21 protein-coding genes are annotated in these 23,303 nt (G+C 71.1%); 7 read left to right on the forward strand and 14 right to left on the reverse strand.

All coding sequences use genetic code 11. The features are described 5' to 3' along the window. Positions 1-30 precede the first annotated feature (30 nt). Positions 31-528 carry a hypothetical protein gene (locus tag ACIBST_RS45950; RefSeq protein WP_397179771.1) on the forward strand — a complete coding sequence of 166 codons (498 nt, stop codon included), beginning with the start codon at positions 31-33 and terminating at the stop codon, positions 526-528. A 16-nt stretch (positions 529-544) separates the two neighbouring features. Here ACIBST_RS45950 and ACIBST_RS45955 read toward each other — a convergent pair whose 3' ends face one another. The 8 genes from ACIBST_RS45955 to ACIBST_RS45990 all read right to left on the reverse strand — a co-directional run bounded on the left by ACIBST_RS45955 (position 545) and on the right by ACIBST_RS45990 (position 9,581). Then, on the reverse strand, positions 545-1,549 hold the full coding sequence (locus ACIBST_RS45955; protein WP_397179772.1) for a sugar phosphate isomerase/epimerase family protein: 1,005 nt from the start codon (positions 1,547-1,549) through the stop codon (positions 545-547). After that, positions 1,546-2,700 (reverse strand): Gfo/Idh/MocA family protein, encoded by a 1,155-nt coding sequence (locus tag ACIBST_RS45960; protein WP_397179773.1) that lies wholly within the window; start codon positions 2,698-2,700, stop codon positions 1,546-1,548. Before ACIBST_RS45960 ends, ACIBST_RS45955 begins: the two co-directional genes overlap by 4 nt. Positions 2,701-2,711: 11 nt before the next feature. Then, entirely contained in the window at positions 2,712-3,758 is a 1,047-nt protein-coding gene (locus ACIBST_RS45965) for an ABC transporter substrate-binding protein (protein WP_397179774.1), read from the reverse strand. Next, on the reverse strand, positions 3,755-4,762 hold the full coding sequence (locus ACIBST_RS45970; protein WP_397179775.1) for an ABC transporter permease: 1,008 nt from the start codon (positions 4,760-4,762) through the stop codon (positions 3,755-3,757). Before ACIBST_RS45970 ends, ACIBST_RS45965 begins: the two co-directional genes overlap by 4 nt. Next, positions 4,762-6,246 carry a sugar ABC transporter ATP-binding protein gene (locus ACIBST_RS45975; RefSeq protein ID WP_397179776.1) on the reverse strand — a complete coding sequence of 495 codons (1,485 nt, stop codon included), beginning with the start codon at positions 6,244-6,246 and terminating at the stop codon, positions 4,762-4,764. The genes ACIBST_RS45970 and ACIBST_RS45975 overlap by 1 nt, the downstream gene beginning before the upstream one ends. 12 nt (positions 6,247-6,258) lie before the next feature. Continuing rightward, positions 6,259-7,416, reverse strand: coding sequence for an ROK family transcriptional regulator (locus tag ACIBST_RS45980; RefSeq protein WP_397179777.1), 1,158 nt, complete (start codon positions 7,414-7,416; stop codon positions 6,259-6,261). 178 nt (positions 7,417-7,594) lie between these two features. Then, complete coding sequence (locus tag ACIBST_RS45985) at positions 7,595-8,467, reverse strand: SDR family oxidoreductase (protein ID WP_397179778.1); 873 nt, start codon at positions 8,465-8,467, stop codon at positions 7,595-7,597. 55 nt (positions 8,468-8,522) lie between these two features. Then, positions 8,523-9,581 (reverse strand): MBL fold metallo-hydrolase, encoded by a 1,059-nt coding sequence (locus tag ACIBST_RS45990; RefSeq protein ID WP_397179779.1) that lies wholly within the window; start codon positions 9,579-9,581, stop codon positions 8,523-8,525. A gap of 46 nt (positions 9,582-9,627) precedes the next feature. Between ACIBST_RS45990 and ACIBST_RS45995 the strand changes: the two genes are divergently transcribed. Beyond that, on the forward strand, positions 9,628-10,473 hold the full coding sequence (locus tag ACIBST_RS45995) for a glutathione S-transferase family protein (protein ID WP_397179780.1): 846 nt from the start codon (positions 9,628-9,630) through the stop codon (positions 10,471-10,473). On the opposite strand, the gene ACIBST_RS46000 is transcribed toward ACIBST_RS45995, so the two are convergent. Both ACIBST_RS46000 and ACIBST_RS46005 read right to left on the reverse strand, forming a co-directional pair. Next, positions 10,421-11,710 carry an MFS transporter gene (locus ACIBST_RS46000; protein WP_397179781.1) on the reverse strand — a complete coding sequence of 430 codons (1,290 nt, stop codon included), beginning with the start codon at positions 11,708-11,710 and terminating at the stop codon, positions 10,421-10,423. The two genes, ACIBST_RS45995 and ACIBST_RS46000, sit on opposite strands and share 53 nt — an antisense overlap. Beyond that, positions 11,707-12,333: a winged helix-turn-helix domain-containing protein gene (locus ACIBST_RS46005; protein WP_397179782.1), complete on the reverse strand. Its 627-nt coding sequence runs from the start codon at positions 12,331-12,333 to the stop codon at positions 11,707-11,709. The genes ACIBST_RS46000 and ACIBST_RS46005 overlap by 4 nt, the downstream gene beginning before the upstream one ends. 75 nt (positions 12,334-12,408) lie before the next feature. Between ACIBST_RS46005 and ACIBST_RS46010 the strand changes: the two genes are divergently transcribed. The 5 genes from ACIBST_RS46010 to ACIBST_RS46030 all read left to right on the forward strand — a co-directional run bounded on the left by ACIBST_RS46010 (position 12,409) and on the right by ACIBST_RS46030 (position 18,809). Next, a complete protein-coding gene (locus tag ACIBST_RS46010) occupies positions 12,409-13,053 on the forward strand; it encodes a B3/4 domain-containing protein (protein WP_397179783.1) in 645 nt (214 codons plus the stop codon). Positions 13,054-13,257: 204 nt separating this feature from the next. Further along, positions 13,258-16,896, forward strand: coding sequence for a multifunctional oxoglutarate decarboxylase/oxoglutarate dehydrogenase thiamine pyrophosphate-binding subunit/dihydrolipoyllysine-residue succinyltransferase subunit (locus ACIBST_RS46015; protein ID WP_397179784.1), 3,639 nt, complete (start codon positions 13,258-13,260; stop codon positions 16,894-16,896). 105 nt (positions 16,897-17,001) lie between these two features. Beyond that, entirely contained in the window at positions 17,002-17,181 is a 180-nt protein-coding gene (locus tag ACIBST_RS46020; protein WP_352323532.1) for a DUF6104 family protein, read from the forward strand. Positions 17,182-17,280: 99 nt separating this feature from the next. Next, a complete protein-coding gene (locus tag ACIBST_RS46025; protein ID WP_397179785.1) occupies positions 17,281-18,084 on the forward strand; it encodes a DUF4097 family beta strand repeat-containing protein in 804 nt (267 codons plus the stop codon). Beyond that, on the forward strand, positions 18,081-18,809 hold the full coding sequence (locus tag ACIBST_RS46030; protein WP_397179786.1) for a helix-turn-helix transcriptional regulator: 729 nt from the start codon (positions 18,081-18,083) through the stop codon (positions 18,807-18,809). The genes ACIBST_RS46025 and ACIBST_RS46030 overlap by 4 nt, the downstream gene beginning before the upstream one ends. Positions 18,810-18,827: 18 nt before the next feature. On the opposite strand, the gene ACIBST_RS46035 is transcribed toward ACIBST_RS46030, so the two are convergent. From ACIBST_RS46035 to ACIBST_RS46050, 4 genes are all read right to left on the reverse strand, one after another. Further along, positions 18,828-19,694, reverse strand: coding sequence for an oxygenase MpaB family protein (locus tag ACIBST_RS46035; protein WP_397179787.1), 867 nt, complete (start codon positions 19,692-19,694; stop codon positions 18,828-18,830). 76 nt (positions 19,695-19,770) lie between these two features. After that, a complete protein-coding gene (locus tag ACIBST_RS46040) occupies positions 19,771-20,727 on the reverse strand; it encodes a zinc-binding dehydrogenase (RefSeq protein ID WP_397179788.1) in 957 nt (318 codons plus the stop codon). 51 nt (positions 20,728-20,778) lie between these two features. After that, entirely contained in the window at positions 20,779-21,657 is an 879-nt protein-coding gene (locus ACIBST_RS46045; RefSeq protein WP_397179789.1) for a hypothetical protein, read from the reverse strand. Positions 21,658-21,787: 130 nt separating this feature from the next. Then, positions 21,788-23,227, reverse strand: coding sequence for an acetyl-CoA synthetase (locus tag ACIBST_RS46050; RefSeq protein ID WP_397179790.1), 1,440 nt, complete (start codon positions 23,225-23,227; stop codon positions 21,788-21,790). Positions 23,228-23,303 lie beyond the last annotated feature (76 nt).

Below are 23,303 nucleotides of genomic sequence, written 5' to 3' on the forward strand. Positions count from 1 at the left end.
GAGCGGTGACGTGGCAGGGGAAGGCGTCCGATGATCGCAGCCATCGCCAGGGTCCAGGGACTGTCAGCGGCGCTCGCGCCGGGCGCGTACGGGGCCGCGGTGCTGACGCTGACCTGGCTGACCCAGGACGGCCGCCTCGGCGACGGCCTGTACGGCGACCTGGCCATGGCTGTCATGGCCTTCCCGCTCTACCTCGCCGCCGGCCCGCTGAACGGCGCGCTGCGCGCCCACGCGCCGGGGCCCGCCCACGCCTGGGACCTGGTCCTCATGGCCTGGCCGGGGATCGTCCTGGCGATCCTGCTGGCGTGGCTGCGCGCCCGCGCGGCCGGGCGGGCGCTCGGGTGGCTCGCGGCGGCCGCCGTCACCCTGGTGGGGGTGGCGACCACCTTCGACGGCTGGGCGCCACGACGGCCGTACGGCTGGCCGTTCCTCGTCTGCGGGCTGATCATGATCGTCGGGCTGATGACCGCCCGCCGGCCCGCCCCGGACGTCCGGCACGGGCCGGACGCGCGGTCGCCCGGCCCGTGACCGCCCTACGTGGTCCCTACGTGGTGGAGAAGGCCGCGTCGAAGGCCGTGGCGGGCGGCGTGATGGAGTTCAGCCGCCGGATGTACCCCAGCGCCTCCCGGGCGCCGTCCAGCCGGTCCATCCCCGCGTCCTCCCACTCGATCGAGATCGGCCCGTCGTACCCGATCGAGTTGAGCGCCCGGAAGCAGTCCTCCCACGGCACGTCGCCGCGCCCGGTGGAGACGAAGTCCCAGCCCCGGCGCATGTCCGCCCAGGGCAGGTGCGACGACAGCCGCCCCTTGCGCCCGTCGCCGATCCGGACCCGGGTGTCCTTGCAGTCGACGTGGTAGATCCGGTCCTTGAAGTCGAGGATGAACGCCACCGGGTCGAGGTCCTGCCACACCATGTGCGAGGGGTCCCAGTTCAGCCCGAACGCCGGACGATGCCCGATCGCCTCCAGCGTCCGCTGCGTCGTGTAGTAGTCGTAGGCGATCTCGCTCGGGTGGATCTCGTGCGCGAAACGCACCCCCACCTCGTCGAACACGTCGAGGATCGGGTTCCAGCGGTCGGCGAAGTCCTGGTAGCCGGCCTCCACCATCGACGCCGGCACCGGCGGGAACATGGCCACGGTGTGCCAGATCGACGACCCGGTGAACCCCACCACCGTGTCCACGCCGAGCGCCGCCGCCGCCCGCGCGGTGTCCTTCATGTCCTCGGCCGCGGCCCGCCGCACCGACTCCGGGTCGCCCGAGCCCCAGATGCGCGCCGGCAGGATCGCCTTGTGCCGCTCGTCGATCGGATGGTCGCAGACGGCCTGGCCGACGAGGTGGTTGGAGATCGTCCACACCTTCAGGCCGTGCTTGTCGAGCTGGGCGCGCTTGTGCTCCACGTACGACGGGTCCGCCACCGCCTGCGCCACGTCGAAGTGGTCACCCGAGCAGGCGATCTCCAGGCCGTCGTAGCCCCATTCGGCCGCCAGCCTGCACACCTCCTCGAACGGCAGGTCCGCCCACTGCCCGGTGAACAGCGTTACTGGTCTCATGAGTCCTCCACAGGGGTGTACCTGCCGCCGTCGGCCGCGCTCGCCTCCACCGCCGCCAGCACGCGCTGCACCCGCAGCCCGTCGGCGAACGACGGCGAAGGGTCGGTGCCGGCCGCTACGGCCTCCAGGAAGTCCTTGATCTCGTGGGTGAAGGTGTGCTCGTAGCCGAGCCCGTGCCCCGGCGGCCACCACGCCCCCACGTAGGGATGGTCCGGCTCGGTCACCAGGATCCGCTCGAACCCGCCCCCGCCCTGGCTGAACCACAGCTCGTTCATCGACTCGAAGTCGAACGCCAGGCTGCCGAGCTGCCCGTTGACCTCGATGCGCATCGCGTTCTTGCGCCCGGTCGCGAACCTGGTGGCCTCGAAGGAGGCCAGCGCGCCGCCCGACATCCGGCCGATGAACAGCGCGGCGTCGTCGACCGTGACCGCCCCCCGCTCCTCGGCGCGGGAGGCCGCCAGCCCCGCCGACTCGCCCGCCAGCGGACGCTCCTTGACGAACGTCTCCGTCAGCCCCGACACGCCTGCCACGCGCTGACCGGTGACGAACTCGGCGGCGTCCACGATGTGCGAGCCGATGTCGCCGAGCGCCCCCGCGCCCGCCTTGTCCTTCTGCAACCGCCACACCAGCGGGAACTCCGGGTCCACGATCCAGTCCTGGAGGTACTGGGCGCGTACGTGCCGGATCTCGCCGAGCCTGCCCTCCTCGACGTACCGGCGGGCCAGGGCCACCGCGGGGACCCGCCGGTAGTTGAAGGCCACCATGCTCCTGCCCGGCGCCGCGGCCGCCGCCGCGACCATGGCCTCGGCCTCGGCGACGGTGTTGGCCAGCGGTTTCTCACAGATCACGTGCTTGCCGGCGCGCAGCGCGGCGATCGCGATCTCGGCATGCGAGTCGCCCGGCGTGCAGATGTCGACGATCTGCACGTCGTCCCGCCGGACGAGCTCCCGCCAGTCCGTCTCGACGTCGGCCCAGCCGAGCCGGGCCGCCGCGGCGGCGGTCTGCTCCTTCGACCGGCCCGCCAGCACCGCCATGCGCGGCGCGAGCGGCAGGTCGAAGAACGCGCCGACGCTCCGCCAGGCCTGGGAGTGGACGCGGCCCATGAACGCGTAGCCGATCATGCCCACGCCGATGGTGGTCTTGTCTGACATGCAACCCCCGATCAGGATTCGAATCCGAGCGCCAGATACTTGTCGACGTTCTCCTTGGTGATCGTCTCCGACGCGAGGGTGATCGACTGGGGAACCTGATTCTCCACGAGGTCACTCATGCCCTTGCCCTGCGCGATCAACCTGGCGAGCCTGACGGCCGAGGAGGCCATCGTCGGGCTGTAGGTGACGGTGGCCTTGAGCACCGACGTGCCGGCCTGGATCTCCTTCATGGCGTTCAGCGAGCCCGCGCCGCCCACCATGACGAACTCGTCGCGGTTGGCCTCCTTGATGGCGGCCAGCACGCCGACGCCCTGGTCGTCGTCGTGGTTCCACAGGGCGTCGATCTTCTTGTGCGCCTGCAGCAGCGAGGTCGCCACCTGGTTGCCGGTCTCGACGGTGAACTTGGCGTCCTGCTTGGCCGTGACGCTGAACCCGTACGTCTTCAGCGCGTCGGCGAAGCCCTTGCTGCGGTCCTGGGTCAGCGGCAGCGTGGCGATGCCCTGGATCTCCACGATCACCGGGTTCGCGACGCCCTTGTCCTTGAGCTGCTTGCCGATGTAGTGCCCGGCCGCGACGCCCATGCCGTAGTTGTCGCCGCCGATCCACGTCCGGTAGGCCAGCTTGTCGGGGAACACCCGGTCGAGGTTGATGACCGGGATGCCCGCCTGCGTCGCCTGCAGCGCGACCTGGTTGAGCTGCTGGCCGTCGTTCGGCAGGATGACCAGGGCGTTCACCTTGGCCGCGATCAGCGACTCGACGGCGGAGATCTGCTGGTTGATGTCGTTGGTCGGCTCGACGGCCTTGAAGTCGACGTCGCCGTACTGCTTGGCCGCGCTCTCGGCGTTCTTGGCGATGGCCGCGATCCAGCCGTGGTCGGCGGCCGGCGCGGAGAAGCCGATCGTCACCTTCTGGCCGGGTTCGTCGTTGCCGCTCGCGGCGGGGGCGGGCGCGGGCGCCGCCGACGAGGGAGCGGCCGCCGGCTCGTTGCTGGTGCAACCCGCCGCTAACAGCACTGCCCCGCCGACGAGGAATCCCCTGCGCGCGACGTTCTCACTCATGTTGCTCTCGCTTTCAGGTTCCGCCGCTGGAGAAGGACGGCGACGACGATGATCAGGCCCTTGGCGATCAGCTGGTCGCTGGTGTTGAGCCCGTTGAGGATGAACAGGTTCGTGATGAGGGTGAAGATCAGCAGGCCCAGGATCGAGCCGATGATCGTGCCCCGGCCTCCGGTGAGCAGGGTGCCGCCGATGATGACGGCGGCGATGGCGTCGAGCTCGTACAGGTCGCCGTGGGTGGACGAGCCTGTCGTCGTACGGGCCATGATGAGGATCGCGGCGACGCCGCAGCAGAAGCCGGACAGGGCGTACAGGAGCATCGTGTGCCTGCGTACGTCGATGCCGGCCAGCCTGGCCGCCTCGGGGTTGCCCCCGACCGCGTACGTGCGGCGGCCGAACGTGGTGCGGTTGAGCACGATCCACCCCAGCACCACGACCAGGGCGAACACGTAGACCAGCAGCGGGATGCCGAGCAGCCGCGTGGTGGACAGCTGCACGATGCTCTCGACGTGGATGAGCTGCGTCTTCCTGTCGGACATGCGCTGGGCCAGGCCGCGGGCGGCCACCAGCATGGCCAGGGTGGCGATGAATGGCACCATCCGCCCGTAGGCGATCAGCAGGCCGTTGACCAGCCCGGCCCCGGTGCCGACGAGGATCGCGCAGACGGCCATCACCACCGGCCCGTACGACTGGGTGGCCAGCGTGGTGGCCCAGACCGAGGCGAGGGCCATGACGGCGCCGACGGACAGGTCGATGCCGCCGCCGATGATCACGAAGGTGGCCCCGACGGTGATCACGCCGATGGTGGCGGCCAGGGCCAGGATGCTGACCAGGTTGGAGGTGGTGGCGAAGTTGTCGAACCGGGTGACCAGGCCGACGACCACGAGCAGCGCCAGCGCGCCCAGCAGGCCGAGGTGGCGGATCTCGGCGACCCCGTTCAGCAGGGACGGTCTCGGCCGGGCGAGCCCGGCGGCGGGTCGTTCGGGCGCCTCTATGGGGTCGCTCATCACGCGGCCCTCCCATCCATGATCATGTCCAGTACGCGGTGCTCGTCCAGGCCGGCCGCCTGGCCCTCGTGGATGACGGCGCCCTCGCGCAGCACGAGCACCCGGTCGGCCAGCCCGAGCACCTCGGGCACCTCGCTGGAGACCAGGAGCACGCCGATGCCCTGGTCGGCCAGGTCGCGGATGACGGCGTACAGCTCGGCGCGGGCGCCGACGTCGACGCCGCGGGTGGGCTCGTCGAGCAGCAGCAGTCTGCGTCCGCCGAGCAGCCAGCGGGCGAGCACGGCCTTCTGCTGGTTGCCGCCCGACAGGGTCCTGATCGGGCGTTCGGGGTCGGGCGGGCGGATGTCGAGGAGCTCGGCCAGGCGGGCGGCCTCGGCTCGTTCGCGGCCGCGGTCGATCCAGCCGAACCTGGCGAACTGCGGCAGGGTGCCGAGCGTGATGTTGGCGGTGACGCTCTGGTCGAGCAGCAGGGCCTGGGCCTTGCGCTCCTCGGGGGCCAGGCCCATGCCCTGCCGGACGGCGCCGGTCACGCGGCGGCGGGCGGGGCGGCCGGCGAGGGTGACGCGGCCGGAGGCGGGCCGGGCTCCGTAGACGGCTTCCAGGATCTCGGAGCGTCCGCTGCCGACGAGCCCGGCCAGTCCGACGATCTCGCCGGCGCGCACGGAGAAGGAGACGTCGGCGAAGAGGCCGGGCGCGGTCAGGTTCTCCACGCGCAGCACCTCCTCGCCGGGCGGCCGGGTGGGGCGGGGCGGGAAGACGTACTCGACGTTGCGGCCGGTCATGAGGGAGACGATCTGGGCGGTGGGGGTGTCGCGGGCGGGCAGGCCGACGGCGACGGTGCGGCCGTCCTTGAGCACGGTGACGCGGTCGCCGATCTCGCGGATCTCCTCCAGCCGGTGGGAGATGTAGACGACGGCCACGCCCTGGGCGGTGAGCTCGCGGATGATGCGGAACAGGTTGGCGACCTCGTCGTGGGCCAGGGCGGCCGACGGCTCGTCCATGATGATCAGGCGGGCGTCGTGGGAGAGGGCGCGGGCCATCGAGACGACCTGTTTGGCGGCCGGTGAGAGCCGTCCGACCTCGGTGGAGGGGCGGATCTCGCCGTGGCCGAGGCGATCCAGCACCTCGCGGGCGGCCCGGCGGCCGGCCTGGCGGTTGACGAACCCGAAGCGGGCGTGCTCGTGGCCGAGGAAGATGTTCTCGGCGACGCTGAGGCCGTCGACCAGGTCGAGTTCCTGGTAGATGGTGGCGAAGCCGAGCCGGATGGCGTCGATGGGGCTGGCGGGCCGGACGGGCGCGTCGTTGAAGACGATCGTGCCCTCGTCGGGCTGGTGGACGCCGGCCAGCACCTTGATCAGGGTGGATTTGCCGGCGCCGTTCTGGCCGAGCAGGCAGTGGACCTCGCCCGCCCGTACGTCGAGATCGACCCCGTCGAGCGCGCGCACGCCGGGGAACTGCTTGACGATGCCCTTCATGACCAGCATCGGGGGTCCCCTTCAGGCGTTGACGATGCGGTTGATGTTGTCCGGTGACAGGTAGTGCTCGATGGCGAGCAGGCCCGCGCCGAGAGCGGCGGCGTTGATCCCGGTGCGGCTCGGGGTGATGGACAGGTGGTGAGTGGCCAGCGGCAGCGACCGGCGGTAGATGGTCTCCCTGATGCCGGCCAGCAGGTGCTCGTGGACGCGGGACAGCGCGCCGCCGATGACGATGACCTCGGGGTTGAAGAAGTTGACCAGGCCGGCCAGCACCTCGCCGATGAGCCGGCCGGCCTCCCTGACCAGCCGCAGCGCCTGGGTGTTGCCGGCCTGGACGAGCGCGACGACGTCGGCGCCGGTCTCGGCGGCCAGCCCGAGCTCGGCGAGCCGCCGGGCGATGGCGGCGCCGCCGGCCACGGCCTCCAGGCAGGCGCTGTTGCCGCAGCGGCAGCCGGCGTCGTCGTGGCCGCTGACGCGGATGTGCCCGATGTCGCCGGCCGAGCCCTGGGCTCCTCTGTGGAGCTTGCCGTCGGCCACGATGCCGCAGCCGATGCCGGTGCCGACCTTGACGAACAGCAGGTGGCTGGTGCCGGCGAAGGCGTTGCGGTGCTCGCCGAGCGCCATGACGTTGACGTCGTTGTCGACGAGCACCTGGATGCCGTCGAAGTATTCGGGGACGGGGTAGTCGTTCCAGCCGGGCATGATCGGCGGGTTGTTGGGGCGGCCGGTGGCGAACTCCACCGGGCCGGGCACGCCGATGCCGATGGCGCGCAGCGCGGCGCGGGGCCGTCCGGCCTCGCCGAGCAGCCGGTCGAGCCGCTGGTCGACGTGGGCGAGCACCTTGTCGGGGCCCTCGCCGATCTCCAGCGGGTCTTCGCACTCGGCCAGCAGGCCGCCGGTCAGGTCCATGAGCGCGACCCGGCAGTGGGTGGCGCCGAGGTCGACGCCGGCGAAGGCGTGCTCCTCGGTGTGCAGGCGGAGCTGGCGCGGGGGGCGGCCGCCGGTGGACTCGCCGCTCTCGCTCTCCTCGACCAGGCCGCGCTCGATGAGCGCGTCGACCCGCTGGGAGATCGTGGATCTGGCCAGTCCGGTGAGGCGCGCGAGATCGGAACGGGTGGTCGCCGATCCGGCGCTGATGAGCGTCAGGACGTCGGCAGCCGAGCCCGGCTGGGGGGTCATGCGGGAACAATAAGATCACTCATGCGGCAAATCAAGAGTCTGATTCGACCGAACCTCGCGGACTTATGCCGAAGATCGAACAAAGCCTGGCTTGCGACGTTCGCCAGAACCCTCCCGAACGCACGGAAGCCGGCCACCGCCCCTGCGGGCGATGACCGGCTTCCGGCAGGCTCCGGCGCTAGAGCATGGCCTTCATCGAGTCGCCGGCCGTCAGCACGTACGGCTGCTCGGCCATCACCGAGCCCCAGTTGTCGGCGATCGCCTCGGGGGTGAGGTCGTCGGCCTTCCAGCCGGGCCCCTCGGCCACGAACACCCGGGCCACCCGCCCGCCGCCGACGGTGAAGACCTCCCCGCTCGACTCGCACGAGTCGTGCACGAGGTAGGCCACCAGCGCGCTCACCCGCTCGGCCGTGAACTTGGCCTCGAACTCGGCCGGCAGCAGCGCCTCGGTCATCCTGGTCCAGGCGACGGGGGCGATGGCGTTGGCCTTGATGCCGTTGCGCGCGCCCTCGATGGCCAGCGTCTTGGTCAGCCCGACCAGGCCCATCTTGGCGGTGGAGTAGTTGGCCTGGCCGAAGTTGCCGAACAGGCCGGCCGGGCTGGAGGTGTTGACGATGCGGCCGTACCCGGCCTCCTTCATCAGCGGGTAGGCCGCCTGGCTGACCAGGTACGACCCGCGCACGTGCACGGCCAGCACGCTGTCGAAGTCCTCGACGGTCATCTTCCCGAACGACCTGTCGCGCAGGATGCCCGCGTTGTTGACCACGACGTCGACCCGGCCGAACGCGTCGACGGCGGTCTGCACGAGCGCCCTCGCGCCCTCGGGGGTGGCGACATTGTCGGTGTTGGCGACGGCCTGGCCGCCGTTCTTGGTGATGAGCTCGACCACCTCGGCGGCGGGGCCGGTGGAGGCGCCGGTGCCGTCGAGCGCGCCGCCGAGGTCGTTGACCACGACCTTGGCGCCCCGCTCGGCGAGCAGGAGCGCGTGCGCCCTGCCGAGGCCGTGCCCGGCGCCCGTGATGATCGCGACCCTGTCATCGAACCGAAGCATCGAACCTCCAGAGCAAGAGAACAACATTCTGGTAGGAGTACGATAACCGACCGGCTCAGGCGCGTCTCCAGAGCTCGGGCTCGCCCTCCCCCCTGCGTACCCTGCCCCGTCCGGCCAGCCATACCAGGTGGGCCAGCGTCTCGTTGTTGGCCGCCCGGCGCATGAACGGCGGGATCGTCTCCCAGGGCCGCGACCAGCTCAGCCGGGTGGCGACGTCCCAGCAGGTCACGCCGTCGTCCTCGCCGACGACCCGTTCGATCTCGGACAGCCGCTCGTCGTGGTGGGCCAGCACGTGGTCGACGCGTGCGGCCAGCTCCAGGAAGCGGTACTCGTGGCCGGGCAGCACCTCGTCCACCTCCAGCTCGCGGACGGCGGCCAGCGAGCCGAGGTAGTCGGCCAGCGGGTCGGGGCCCGACTGGGGGTGCACGGCCACGATCGGCGTGATCTTCGCCAGCACGTGGTCGCCGGACAGCAGCAGCCTGCGCTCCGGCGAGACGAAGCACAGGTGGCCGGGCGTGTGGCCGGGGGTCCAGACGGCCCGCAGGTCCCAGCCGGGCAGGCCGAGGTCCTCGCCGTCCTCGATCAGCCGGTCGGGACGGGCCATCGTGACCATGTGCCTGATCATCATGGAGGCCCCGGCCAGCTCGTCCAGGCTCAGGTCGGGCACGCCGGAGCGGCGGAGCAGGGCCCGCTCCCGCTGGACGAGCGAGTCGATGGCGTCGTCGTCGTACCGCTCGCGCACGAGCTTCGCGTCGGCCGGGTGCAGCCCGATCCAGGCGCCCGACGCCTCGCGGACGCGTCCGGCCAGGCCGTAGTGGTCGGGGTGCAGGTGGGTGACCAGGACGGCCCTGACGTCGGCGATCCCGTACCCGGCCACGGCCAGCCCGGCGGCGAGGGCGTCGTAGGCCTCGTCGGTGTTCCATCCGGCGTCCACGATGGCCACGCCGCCGGGCAGTTCGAGGGCGTAGACCAGCACGTACCGCAGCGGGTTGACCGGGATGGGCACCGGGATCGACCACAGCCCCGGCCGGACCCGCTCGACGACGGGAACCGCCCCGCTCATCCATGCCTCACGCTGCGCCACGCTGGAAGGAGTCACCACGAACTTAGCCATGGCCCCGAATATAGTTCTGGTCCCGAATCATGTTCTACTAGGGGTCATGAAGCTGAGCCGCGAGATCTCGGACGATGGCCGCTTCGTCCGGCAGCCGAACCGCTTCACCGAACGGCTCGGGCCGCCCGAGCCCGGCCGCTACCGGCTCTACGCCTCCTACGCCTGCCCGTGGGCACAGCGCGTGCTGATCGTCCGCGCCCTGCTCCGCCTGGAGGACCTGCTGGACGTCACGATCGTCGACCCCATCCGCGACGAGAAGGGCTGGCGGATCCCCGACGGCGACCCGCCGTACCTGTCGGAGCTCTACCACGCGACCGAACCGGGCTACACGGGCCGCTACACCGTGCCGTGCATCTGGGACATCCAGGAAGAACGCCTCGTCACCAACGACTTCCCGCAGATCACCCTCGATCTGGAGACGTCGTGGGGCACCGCGCCCGACCTGTACCCCGAACGCCTGCGCCCGGACATCGACATCATGAACGACCGCCTCTACCACGGCCTCAACAACGCGGTCTACGAGGCCGGCTTCGCCCGCGGGCAGCAGGCGTACGAGGAGGCGGTCGCCCGCGTGTTCACCACGCTCGACCTGCTGGAGGTGCGCCTGGCGGAGTCGGAGTTCCTGTTCGGCACGCTCACCGACAGCGACGTGCGGCTGTTCACCACGCTGGTCAGGTTCGACACGGTCTACCACGGCCATTTCAAGTGCTCGATCAGGCGGCTGACCGACTATCCGGCGTTGTGGGCGTACACCCGCAGGCTCTACGCGATCCCCGCCTTCCGCGACACCACGGACTTCGACCACATCAGACGCCACTACTACATGACCCAGACGAACATCAACCCGAGCAGGATCGTTCCGGTAGGACCGGAACTCGACTGGAGCCTGTGACCCCCGGCCTCGGCATCGCGGCGAACAGCAGCGCCGAGGCCAGCACCACCGCCGAGGCCACCCACCAGGCGGCCGACGCGCCCGCCTGCGCGGCCAGGACGCCGAGCGTGGAGTTGGCCAGCACCCCGCCCGCCTGGAGCGAGAGCGAGGACGTCGAGGTGACCGTGGTGCGCTCGGCGGCGGAGACCGCGTTGTGCTGCATCTCCAGGCAGAGCAGCCCGGTCACCGACAGCCCGGCGAACATCACGAGGTAGGCCAGCCCGGCCGTCACCAGGCCGGGCACGCCGTCCAGCCCGGCGGTGGCGGCCAGCGAGCCGACCGACAGCGCGCAGAGCACCGCGCCCATGGCCGCGCCGCGGGCCGAGCCGCCCGCCAGGCGCGCCACGCGGGGCGCGATCGCGCTGCCCGTGGCGCTGGCGGCGTATCCCAGCGCCGCCACGACGGCGTAGGCCAGGCTGCCGCGCTCGGAGGTGCCGGCCAGCTCGGCCAGGCGGCCGGGGGTCAGCAGCTCGATCGTCATCAGCAGCACGCCGGACGCGGCGGCGGCGAGCATCAGGCGGCGCAGCACCGCTCCCCCCGCGGCCAGCCGGATCCCGCCGACCACCGTCGAGGGCACCTCGCGCAGCACGCTCCCCAGCCTCCGCCGCGCGTGGGCCGGCTCGGGCAGCGCGAACACCACCACGACCAGCAGGACGACGGCCGCGACGGCCCCCAGCAGCGGCGGCACGGCCAGCGGCGTGATCGTCCCAGGCGGCACCAGCAGCGGCACGGCGCCGCCGACCAGCACCCCGGCGCACATGGCCACCGACTCCAGCGCGCCGCCGCGCGCCAGGCCCGGCTTGAGGTCGGCGTCCTCGCCTTCGAGCTCGTGCAGGGTGTCGACGTACCAGGAGGTGGCAGGGCCGCTGGACAGCGCCCTGGCCACGCCCTTGATCACGCAGGTGACGAGGAACATCCCGAACGTCGTCGAGACGCTCATCAGCGCGAGCGCCGCCGCGGTGAACACCGCCGAGGCGGCCAGCACCATCCGCCGTCCGATGACGTCGGCCAAGCCGCCCGTGGGCAGCTCCAGGCTGACGGTGACGACCGAGAACACGGTCACCGCCAGGCCGATCTGGGTCAGGCTGAGCCCTCTGTCGGTCATCAGCAGCACCATGACGGCGGCCATCAGGCCCAGGGGCAGCCAGGTCAGGAAGCTGACGAGCATGTAGCGCCGTAACGCGGAACGAGCGGTCATCGGTCCTGCTCCTTGTCGCTGGGAAAGCCGTCGGCGGGAGAACCATCGCTGGGAGAACCGTCGGCGGGAGAACCGTCGCGGGGGAAACCGCCCATCCAGATGTTGACCTGGCGGGCGTCGGGGTCGCCTGAGTAGCGGGCGGCGAGGTCGCGCAGCAGCTCCATGGCCCGGTCGTTGAACTCCCTCAGCCCGGCCGCGGGCAGCTCGACGACGTCGTCGCTCAGCCCGGCCGCCCGCACCCACTCGGGGGACCACTCGCGCTCGTCGTAGTCCTGGTTGACGCGGGCGAGCACCTCGACCTGGCGCATGCGCATGATCCGGACCGCCTCCCGGCCCTCGGGGGTGCCGGACAGCTCCTGGTTGTCCCAGGAGGTGTAGCGGTGGCGGGCCCGCCAGCGGCGCTCGCGGCCGTCGCGCCGGTCGGGGTCCTCCTCGATGAATCCGTACTTGAACAGCTCGCGCAGGTGGTAGCTGGTCGAGCCGGAGCTCTCGCCGACCTTGCGGCCCAGCTCGCTGGCGGTGGCCGGGCCGTCACTGCGCAGCAGCCCGAGCAGCCGCACCCGCAAGGGGTGGGCGACCACTTTGAGCACCTGCGGGTCACTGATCCTGTACTGCTCCTCCATGAGCACGAGCGTAGACCGCAAAGCCTTTTTTGCAAAGGGATTTTTGCGAACTCCCCGACCTTCTAAACTGGGCGGATGCTCGACGACATCCGCGTGGACGACGCCGTCCTCGCCCTGCGCCCCGACTTCGCCGTGCTGGTCATGCTGGCCCACGGCCTGCGGAACGGCCCCACCGACGACCGCACCCGCGCCTGGCTGGCCGAGGCGTCGGCGGCCGAGGTGCAGAGCGACAAGATCGACGCCTGGAAGGACGCCTACCGCGCCTTCGGCGCCAAGCCGCAGCGCACCAGGCCCTCGGTCGACGCCCTGACCCGGCGCATGCCGCTGCCGGAGATCAACCGGGTGGTCGACGCGTACAACACGATCAGCGTCAAGCACGCGCTGCCCATCGGCGGCGAGGACCTCGACCGCTACCAGGGCCCGGCGCGGCTGGTGCGGGCGAGCGGCGACGAGCACTCGGAGGAGGCGCTCGGGCAGCCCGAGCCCGGCGAGGTGATCTGGCGCGACGACGCCGGCGTGACCTGCCGCCGGTGGAACTGGCGTCAGGTGGCGCGCACCCGGCTCACCGAGGAGACGACCAACGCGATCTTCCTCCTCGAACGGCTGGAGCCCATGTCGATGGAGGAGCTCCGGCAGGCCGGCAAGGAGCTGGCGGGCCTGCTGGAGGAGCTGTCACCCGGGGTGCGGATCACCAGCAGAATCGTGCCCGGAGGGAAATAAACCTGCCGGCCATACGTTGATACCAAACAGTAACAATGGCGGCTCTCCCTGGATTGACTAGGCGGGCGTGACCTCTTCGGCGTGTCCTGAGAGGATCGTTCGAGGCGGCGCGTGCTCTTCGGCGCGCGCTGCCGGTCCGGGCGAGTAGCCTTGGACAGGTTCTCTAACATCAACGCCGATCTGCGGAAGAGGGCGATTTCCGCCGTGTCGTCTGAGTCGTCGCGGACAAACCCGCTGGCAAGCTTTGGTCAGAACGAGTGGCTTGTCGACGAGCTGTACCAGAAGTACCTTCAAGATCCAGAGTCTGTCGACAAGGCCTGGTGGAACTTCTTCGCTGACTACAACCCTGATTACGGACCGGGCCGGACCCCGGTCAGGGAGGCGGCGAACGGCACTGCGACCGCGCCCGCACCTCCCAAGGCGCCCCCGAAGGCGCCTCCGGCAGCCGAGAAGCCGAAGCAGCCGGCCACCCCGGTGCCCAAGGGCGCCGAGGAGGTGAAGCTGCGCGGCGCCGCCGCGCGCACCGCCGCCAACATGGACCTGTCCCTGACGGTCCCCACGGCGACCAGCGTGCGGGCCATCCCGGCCAAGCTGCTCATCGACAACCGCATCGTGATCAACAATCACCTCAAGCGGGGGCGTGGCGGCAAGATCTCCTTCACCCACCTGATCGGCTTCGCGATCGTCAAGGCGCTGAAGGCGATGCCGGAGATGAACTACTCCTACACGGAGATCGACGGCAAGCCCACGCTGGTCAAGCCCGAGCACGTCGGGTTCGGCCTGGCGATCGACGTCCAGAAGAGCAACGGTGAGCGCCAGCTCCTCGTGCCCTCGATCAAGGGCGCCGAGGAGATGGACTTCCGCCAGTTCTGGGTGGCCTACGAAGAGGTCGTCCGCAAGGCCCGTGCGGGCAAGCTGGGCGTCGACGACTTCTCCGGCACCACGATCTCGCTGACCAACCCCGGCACGATCGGCACCGTCCACTCCGTCCCGCGTCTGATGCCCGGCCAGGGCACGATCATCGGCGTCGGCGCGATGGAATACCCGGCCGAGTACCAGGGCGCCTCGCCCGACACGCTGTCGCGCCTGGCCGTCTCCAAGGTCATGACGCTGACCAGCACCTACGACCACCGGATCATCCAGGGCGCCCAGTCGGGCGACTTCCTGCGCCAGATCCACCGGTTGCTGCTCGGCGAGGACGGCTTCTACGACGAGATCTTCGAGGCCCTGCGCATCCCGTACGAGCCGGTGCGCTGGGTCCAGGACATCTCGGCCTCGCACGACGACGACGTGGCCAAGTCGGCCCGGGTCATCGAGCTGATCCACGCCTACCGCGTGCGCGGCCACCTGATGGCCGAGACCGACCCGCTGGAGTACAAGCAGCGCAAGCACCCCGACCTCGACATCCAGTCCCACGGGCTGACCCTGTGGGATCTCGAGCGCGAGTTCGCCACGGGCGGTTTCGGCGGCCGTCCGCTGATGAAGCTCCGCGAGATCCTGGGCGTGCTGCGCGACTCCTACTGCCGCACGGTCGGCATCGAGTACATGCACATCCAGAACCCCGAGGAGCGGGCCTGGATCCAGGCGCGGGTGGAGAAGCCGCACGCCTCGCCCGAGCGCGACGAGCAGCTGAACATCCTGTCCCGGCTCAACACCGCCGAGGCGTTCGAGACGTTCCTGCAGACGAAGTTCGTCGGCCAGAAGCGCTTCTCGCTGGAGGGCGGCGAGTCCCTGATCCCGCTGCTCGACTCGGTGATCAGCGACGCCGCCGACGAGGGCCTCGACGAGGTCGTCATCGGCATGGCCCACCGCGGCCGGCTCAACGTGCTGGCCAACATCGTGGGCAAGTCCTACGCGCAGATCTTCGGCGAGTTCGAGGGCAACATCGACCCGCGCACCGCCCACGGCTCCGGCGACGTCAAGTACCACCTGGGCGCGAGCGGCGAGTTCACCGCCCCGAGCGGCAAGACGATCACGGCGTCCGTGGTGGCCAACCCCTCCCACCTGGAGGCGGTCGACCCGGTGCTGGAGGGCGTCGTCCGGGCCAAGCAGGACCTCCTGGAGCGCGGCGAGGAGGGCTTCACCGTCCTTCCCGTCCTCGTCCACGGCGACGCGGCCTTCGCCGGCCAGGGCGTGGTGGCCGAGACGCTCAACCTCTCGCAGCTGCGCGGCTACCGCACCGGCGGCACCGTGCACGTGGTGGTCAACAACCAGGTGGGCTTCACCACCTCGCCGGCCTCCTCCCGCTCGTCGGTCTACGCGACCGACGTCGCGCGGATGATCCAGGCGCCGATCTTCCACGTCAACGGCGACGACCCCGAGGCCGTGGTGCGCGTGGGCCAGCTGGCCTACGAATACCGCCAGGCGTTCCGCAAGGACGTCGTCATCGACCTCATCTGCTACCGCCGCCGCGGCCACAACGAGGGCGACAACCCCGCCTTCACCCAGCCGCTGATGTACGACCTGATCGACGCCAAGCGCTCCACCCGCAAGCTCTACACCGAGGCGCTGATCGGCCGGGGCGACATCACGGTCGAGGAGGCCGAGTCGGCGCTGCGCGACTACCAGGCCAAGCTGGAGCAGGCGTTCACCGAGACGCGCGAGGCGGCCAAGAAGCCCAAGGAGGCGGCCGCCATGCGGGTGCCCCCGGCCGAGGTCGTCAAGTGGTCCCACGCCGACACGCCGACGGCGATCAGCGACGAGACGCTCAAGCGCATCGTCGACACCCAGCTCAACCTGCCCGAGGGCTTCACGCCGCACCCGCGCCTGGCGCCGGTGCTGCAGCGCCGCGGCCAGATGGTCGAGACCGACTCGATCGACTGGGCGATGGGCGAGACGCTGGCGTTCGGCTCGCTGCTGATCGACGGCCACCCGGTGCGCCTGGTCGGCCAGGACTCCCGGCGCGGCACGTTCACCCAGCGGCACGCGGTGCTGGTCGACCGGATGACCGGCGCCGACCACACGCCGCTGAAGCAGTTCAACGAGGGCACCACGAAGTTCTACGTCTACGACTCGCTGCTCAGCGAGTTCGCGGCGCTCGGCTTCGAGTACGGCTACAGCGTCGTGCGTCCCGACGCCCTGGTGGCCTGGGAGGCGCAGTTCGGCGACTTCGTCAACGGCGCCCAGACGATCATCGACGAGTTCATCTCGTCCGGTGAGCAGAAGTGGGGCCAGCGCTCCTCCGTCGTGCTGCTGCTGCCGCACGGCTACGAGGGCCAGGGCCCCGACCACTCCTCGGCCAGGATCGAACGGTTCCTGCAGGTCTGCGCGCTCGACAACATGACGGTCGCGCAGCCGTCCACGCCGGCCAACTACTTCCACCTGCTGCGCTGGCAGGTGGAGTCCAACCGGCACAAGCCGATGGTGGTCTTCACGCCCAAGTCGCTGCTGCGGCACAAGGCGGCCACGTCGAAGGCGTCCGACTTCACCACCGGCACCTTCCAGCCGGTCATCGGCGACACCACGGTCGATCCGGCCAAGGTCACCCGGGTCGTCCTGGTCTCGGGCAAGCTCTACTACGACCTGGCCGCGCAGCGCGACAAGACGGGCCGTGACGACGTCGCGATCGTCCGTCTTGAGCGGCTCTACCCGTTCCCCACCGAGGAGCTCACCGCCGAGCTGGCCCGCTACGGGCAGCAGGCCGAGCTGGTGTGGGCCCAGGACGAGCCGGTGAACATGGGCCCGTGGCCCTACCTGACGCTGAAGCTGGCCGAAGACCCGCAGACGCTCGGCGGCCGGTCGCTGCGCCGCGTCTCGCGGACCCCGAACAGCTCGCCCGCGACGGGTTCGCACAACTCGCACGACACCGAGCTGGAGGAGATCCTCCACCAGCTCTTCGGCTGAGCAGGCCGCCAGTGAGCCCCCGGCCGTCCGGCCGGGGGCTTCTGTGTTGACCGGCCTGTGTTGACCGGCAGGGTGAGGCCCCTGCCTGCACGAAGGAGACAACCCATGTACTTCACCGATCGAGGGATCGAGGAGCTGGTCGATCGGCGCGGCGAGGAAGAGGTCAGCGTGCTCTGGCTGGGCGAGCGGCTGCGCGAGTTCGTCGATCTCAACCCCGAGTTCGAGACCCCGATCGAGCGCCTGGCCACCTGGCTGGCCCGCCTCGACGACGAGGACGACGACTGACGGGTTTCCGCCGCCAAGACGCGATACATCTTGAGTTTTCGAGTAACGCGACATATCGTGTTCTCGTAGGAGACGTACTCGTCAAGGAGGCATACGTTCATGGAGAAGTGGACGCTGGACGCTCCCGAGCAGCTCACGTTCGGGCCGGTTGAGTCACTTGACGTGCGGATCGTCGCCGGCAGGCTGGCCGTCCTGGCCAGCGAGGGCCCGCCCACGCTGGAGCTGACGGAGATCGAGTCGGCCGCGCCGCTGCTGGTCAGCTACGACCCGCTGACCAAGGAGCTGGTCGTCACCTACGAGGGCCTGACCCTGGACGGGCTGCTCGGCTGGCTGCGGCGCGACAAGCGCAGGACCAACCTCACGCTCACCGTGCCCAGGGGCTGCCGGGTGAACACGGAGGTGGTCTCGGCGTCCACGGTGCTGGCCGGGTTCGAGCGGTCCACCCGGGTCAAGAGCGTGTCCTCCGAGGTCGTCCTCGACGGCGTGAGCGGCGAGGTGAGCGCCACCACGGTCTCCGGCTCGATCGAGAGCCGGGCCATGGAGGGCGACCTGGCGCTGAAGACCGTCTCGGGCGAGCTGACCCTCGCCGACGGCAGCCCGCGCCGGCTCAAGGCCAGCACGGTGTCCGGCCGCATCACCGCCGACCTGACGCTCCGGCCGACGAGTCATGTGACGCTCAACAGCGTCTCGGGTGCCATCCTGGTGCGGGTGCCGGAGAACGTCGAGTCCGACGTCAGCATGAGGTCCACCTCCGGCAGGCTGAGCTCCACGTTCGGCGGGCTGTCGGGGAACAACGGCCCCGGCTCCAAGACGCTGTCCGGACGGCTGGGGGGCGGCATGGCCTCACTGTCGGCGTACACCGTCTCGGGCGAGGTCGCGCTGCTCAAGGGAGAGAAGGAATGAGCCCTGTCTTCGGTCACGGCCGGCTCCGGCTGTACCTGCTCAAGCTGCTGGAGGAGAGCCCGCGGCACGGATACGAGGTCATCCGGCTGCTCCAGGACCGCTTCCTCGGCGTCTACTCGCCCTCGCCCGGCACGATCTACCCCCGGCTGGCCCGCCTGGAGGAGGAGGGCCTGGTCACGCACGAGGTGATCGAGGGCAAGAAGGTGTTCTCCATCACCGACAAGGGCCGCGAGGAGCTCAACGCCCGGCTCGACGAGCTCGACGACCTGGAGCAGGAGATCTCCGCCTCCGTGCGCGACATCGCCCGCGAGGTCAAGGAGGACGTCCGCGACACGGTCAAGTCGCTGCGCGACGAGCTGACCCGGATGGCCAAGGACGTGCGCACCGGCGCCCGCGACGACGCCAAGGCGCGGGCCGAGGAGCTCAAACGGCTCAAGGAGCAGCAGAAGCGGCAGTGGATGGCGCACGCCAACCAGTGGCAGGTGGAGAGCGACCGGCTGGCCGGCGAGTGGCGCCGGATCTGGTCAGACATCTGGACCACGCTGGGCGGCGACACCGTGCGCCGGACCGAGCTCGACAGCGAGCTGGGCGAGCTGCTGGCCGACTTCGTGGCCCAGGCCCGCACGCAGGCCGCCGACGCCGCCCTGACCACGCAGAAGCTGCACGAGCTGCACACCGTGCTCGACGAGACCTCCGCCCGCATCCGCGACATCCTCCAGCGCTGAGCCGCCGTCCAGCGGGCGCTAGGCCGAGCGCAGCGGGCGGTGCGAGGGTTGCGGGCGCGCGTGGCCGCGGGCCGCTCTGCGGGCGTGGTAGGCGACCGGCATGTAGCGCAGGCGCTCGGGCAGGCGCGCGGTCAGCATCGCCACGGCGTGCCCGAGGTGCCGCAGCCGCCGCTCGTCCCGGGCCGTCCAGCGCAGGCCCAGCTTCCTGCGCGCGGCGGGCGGCAGGGTGCCGACGGTGACGAAGTGGTTGAACTCCCCCGATCCCAGCCCCACCGGCGTCCACAGGCGGCGCAGCGGCCTCGGCAGGCCGGGCGGGGCGGGCGTGCCGCGCATGACGGCGAGCACCTCCAGCGCCGTCGGGTGCGGCTCCAGCCGGTCGGCGATCATCGTGTCGAAGTAGCGCCAGAACGCCTCCAGGTCCGCCGGCATCTCCCGCTCCGGCACGTGGAGGATCGCGCCGAGCTGCCGCGACTCGGCGTACATGCGGCGCTGCTGCTCCTCGGTGTACGGGGTGCCGAAGTAGCGGTTGAGCGTGATGAACCGCTCGAACAGCGACAGGTGCACCCAGGCCCACGCCTCGCCGTTCAGGGCGTGGTAGGCGCGGCCGTGCTCGTCCACGCCGCTGATGGAGCGGTGCAGCTCGCGCAGCCGCCGCCCCTCGGCCAGGCCGCCCTCACCGCCGTAGACCCACTTCTGGACGGAGGCGAGCGTGCGGTTGAGCCGCCCCCACGGGTCGTCCTTGTACGTCGAGTGCTCCGCCACGGCCGCGCCGACCGCCGGATGCATGGTCTGGAGGACCAGCGCGCTGCCGGCTACGAGCAGGTTGCGGTATTCGCCCGCGGTGTCCCAGTGCATCGAACCCGGGCCGAACGGCTCAACGTTCATGGTGAACGCCTCCAGGGTGATACGACGTCATTCTTCCTGTATCACCCGGAAGGCGGACAAGTAACCCTTCACTTATTCAGCTGGTAAAGACGATTTTTCCGAAGATCTCCCCCTCGGCCATGGCCGCGAAGCCGTCCCGGGCCTCGGTCATCGGCAGCGCGCGGTCGATCACCGGCCGCACGCCGGTCTGCTCCAGGAACACCGCCAGCCGCTGGAGCTGGTCGCGGGTGCCCATGGTGGTGCCGACCACGGACAGTTGCAGGAAGAAGACGCGATTGAGGTCGGCGGGCGGGACCGCGCCGCTGGTGGCTCCGGAGACCACGATGCGACCGCCCGGCCTGAGCGACTTGAGCGAATGGTCCCAGGTGGCCTGGCCGACGGTCTCCATGACCGCGTCCACCCGCTCGGGCAGCCGCGCGCCCGTCTCGAAGACCTGGTCGGCGCCCAGCTCGCGGGCCCGCTCGCGCTTCTCCTCCGACCGGCTGGTCGCCCAGACCCGGAAACCGCCCGCGCGGCCGAGCGCGATCAGCGCGGTGGCGACGCCGCCGCCGGCGCCCTGCACCAGCACGGTCGAGCCCGGTTCGAGCCCGGCCTTGTCGAACAGCATGCGGTACGCGGTCAGCCAGGCCGTCGGCAGGCAGGCGGCCTCCTCGAAGGTGAGCGCGGCCGGCTTGGGCACGAGGTTGCGCCGCGGCACGGCTACCCGCTCGGCGAACGTCCCGTCGTGCACCTCCGACAGCAGCGAGCGCCTGGGGTCGAGCGTCTCGTCCGCGCCCGTGCCGATGACGGCGTGCACGATGACGTCGTTGCCGTCCTCGTCCACGCCGGAGGCGTCGCAGCCGAGCACGATCGGCAGGCGGTCCTGCCTGATGCCCACGCCCTTGAGCGTCCACAGGTCGTGGTGGTTGAGGGCGGCGGCGCGTACCGAGACGGTCGTCCAGCCGTCGGGCGCCTTCGGGTCGGGGTGCTCACCGAGCGTCAGCCCGGCGAGCGGATTGTCGGGATCGGTCTGTGTGGCGGTTACGGCGAACATGGCCGCACCCTACTAACCGACCCGCCGCCGCCCGCGACACCGCCCCGCCGCTCACCGCCGGACCGTCACCCGGATCCCCGCCAGGGCGCGGCGCCGGAACTCGTCGGAGCCGGCGACGGCGACCTCCACGTCCCCCCGGCACGTCCACTCCCCCGGACGCCCGCGCCCCTCGATCACCTTCGGCAGCCGGGCCTTCCTGACGCAGTCGGGCGTGGGCGCCAGCACGACCATCTCCCGCACTCCCCCGCCGAACCAGAGCTGCGGCCCGGCCGGCCCCTCCTGGGTCACGGCCCCCGGACGGGCCAGCCGCACCGATCCCTCGCCCGACAGCACCAGGTAGCCGTCCCGGGTCACCTTCCCGTGCAGCTCCCGCGCCAGGGCCGCGCGCTGGTCGAAGGTCAGCCCCTCACCCCTGTCCTGCATCGCCACCCGCCAGCGTCCGAACGCGAAGAGCAGCACCTGCCCGCTGCCCCCGCCGGGCTGAGGCGGCCACAGGGTGACGCCGGGGCCGTAGCTCCGGATCGGCCGGCCGCCGCCGGTCACCTCGGCGATCCCGTTGTACGGCACGCTGAACTGCCGGAACCGCCCGTCGATCCACGCGCCCTGGAACGGCCGCACCCCCAGCTCGTTGAGGTCGAGGTCGGCCGGGTAGCGCACCTCGGCCTTCAGCCCGTCGGGGAAGACGACGTCGATGATCTCGTCGTGGCCCTTGGTCCTGGCCGGGATGCGCAGGGCGTTGGGGCCGTTCTCGATCCTGGTGAGGGAGCGGATGGGCGTGGTGGCGGACGGCGCGGGCGGCTGCGGCCCCGGGTCGCGGCTGAGCAGCAGGCTGACGGCCGGGACCACCAGCAGAGCCAGCACCACCGCGAGCCCGATCCACCGGCGGCGGCCGCGCCCCCCTGCCTCGATGACGTCGAACTGGTCGGACACGACGTGCCTCGCCGGGTTAGTGCGGGTTGCGCCCTTCACCCCCAGTTCAATTGAGCGACATCCGCCCGCGCAAGCCCTCGAACCCGGCGAAGTCGCCGCACGAGGTCACAACTTCACAACCTCGGCCGGATCACCAGGTGGCCACGTTGGGCCCGTCGCCCGCGACCAGGGCGACCCGCTGCCCCACGAGCTCCCGGGACATGGCGTCGGCCAGCAGCTCTGGCTCCAGCACGTGCGCGTGCGCCCGCCCGCCGGACGGCAGGTCGACGACGAGGATGCCCTTGTCCGGCTCGCCGTCCGGGCCGTGCGCGACCGTGTAGCCGGCAACGGTGGCGGGCCCCGCGTACGAGCCCACGACGGGCACCCCGGCCGCCGTGAACACCGGGACGGCGTCCCCGGGCGGCCCGCCGGGCTCGCTGGACCACACCGCGTACGTGTGCTTCGTCAGGTGCATCCCCACGCCGGTCACCAGCCCGTGGCCCGGCTGCGCGCGCAGCAGCCCGGCCATCGTGGCCGTCGAGTGCAGCACGTAGTCGCTGGCCGGGCCGCCGGCGTACGGCAGGCCGCCGGTGACCGTCAGGCCGCGCCGGTCGTAGGGGTCGAGCCCGATCGCGTCGCACGCCTGCCGCAACGCGACGGCGAAGCAGCTGTACAGGTCGAGGGCGTCCATGTCGGCGAGAGCGAGCCCGGCGCGCCGGAAGGCGGCCTCGGCGGCGGCCCCGATCGCCTGCGACGAGCCGAGCGCGGGCCGCGCCGCCACCTCCCAGGTGTCCTCGGCGTACGCCCAGCCGCGCAGGTGGACCCGCCGCTCCTGCGGCACCCCCAGCCGGTCGGCCAGCTCCGCGCAGGCCAGGACGACGGCCGCCGCCTGGTCGACCTCCATGACCGCCACGGTGTTCCTGGTGTACGGCCAGCCGACGAACCGGTTGCCCTTCACCAGCTCCTCGGGCGTGCGCACGGCCCGCCGCCACGCATGCGGGTTGGCCGCGGCCACCTCCGTCATCGGCGCCATCATCCGGCCCCGGTCGAGCATCTCCTCCTCGACCGTCATCCCGGCGGCCGCCCGGCGCGCGGTCTCCATGATCGCGTACGTGTGCACGGGCAGGAACAGCTCATGAGCCAGCTCGGCGGGGTGCGGGGGCCGTTCCCAGCCGTAGGGCGGCTTGGGATCGGCGGCGTGGCTCCACGGCACGTGCTCGCCCGCCCGCCGGTAGGCCCGCCGGGTGGCCAGCGCCTCGGCCCCGGTGATCAGCGCGCAGTCCAGGTCGCCCGCCGCGATCCGGGCCGCGGCCGCGCCGATGAGGAGCTGCGGAGCCGTGCCGCTGACCTTGGAGTAGGCGGTGTGGCTCGGCGTGGCGCCCAGGCGCTCGGCCAGCCGCCCGGTGGGCGAGTCGTACTGCCAGGAGTCGGTGTGCACGATCTGGATCGAGTCGAGCCGTCCGGGGGGCAGCCTGGCGTCCTCGGCCGCCTCGCGGGCGACCGACTCCCACAGATCGAGCGGTTCCGGGCCGGGCTGTTCGCGGACGGTGCGTTGTGCGATGCCGATGAGACAGGGGGTGCGTGGATCCATACGGACATCTAACCAGAACAACATTCGGTTGATAAGCAGGGGCGTTTGATAATCAGCGTTACCGCTGTTGCTGCAG

It is taken from the genome of Nonomuraea sp. NPDC049684 (assembly GCF_044465345.1).
Taxonomy (GTDB): Bacteria; Actinomycetota; Actinomycetes; order Streptosporangiales; family Streptosporangiaceae; genus Nonomuraea.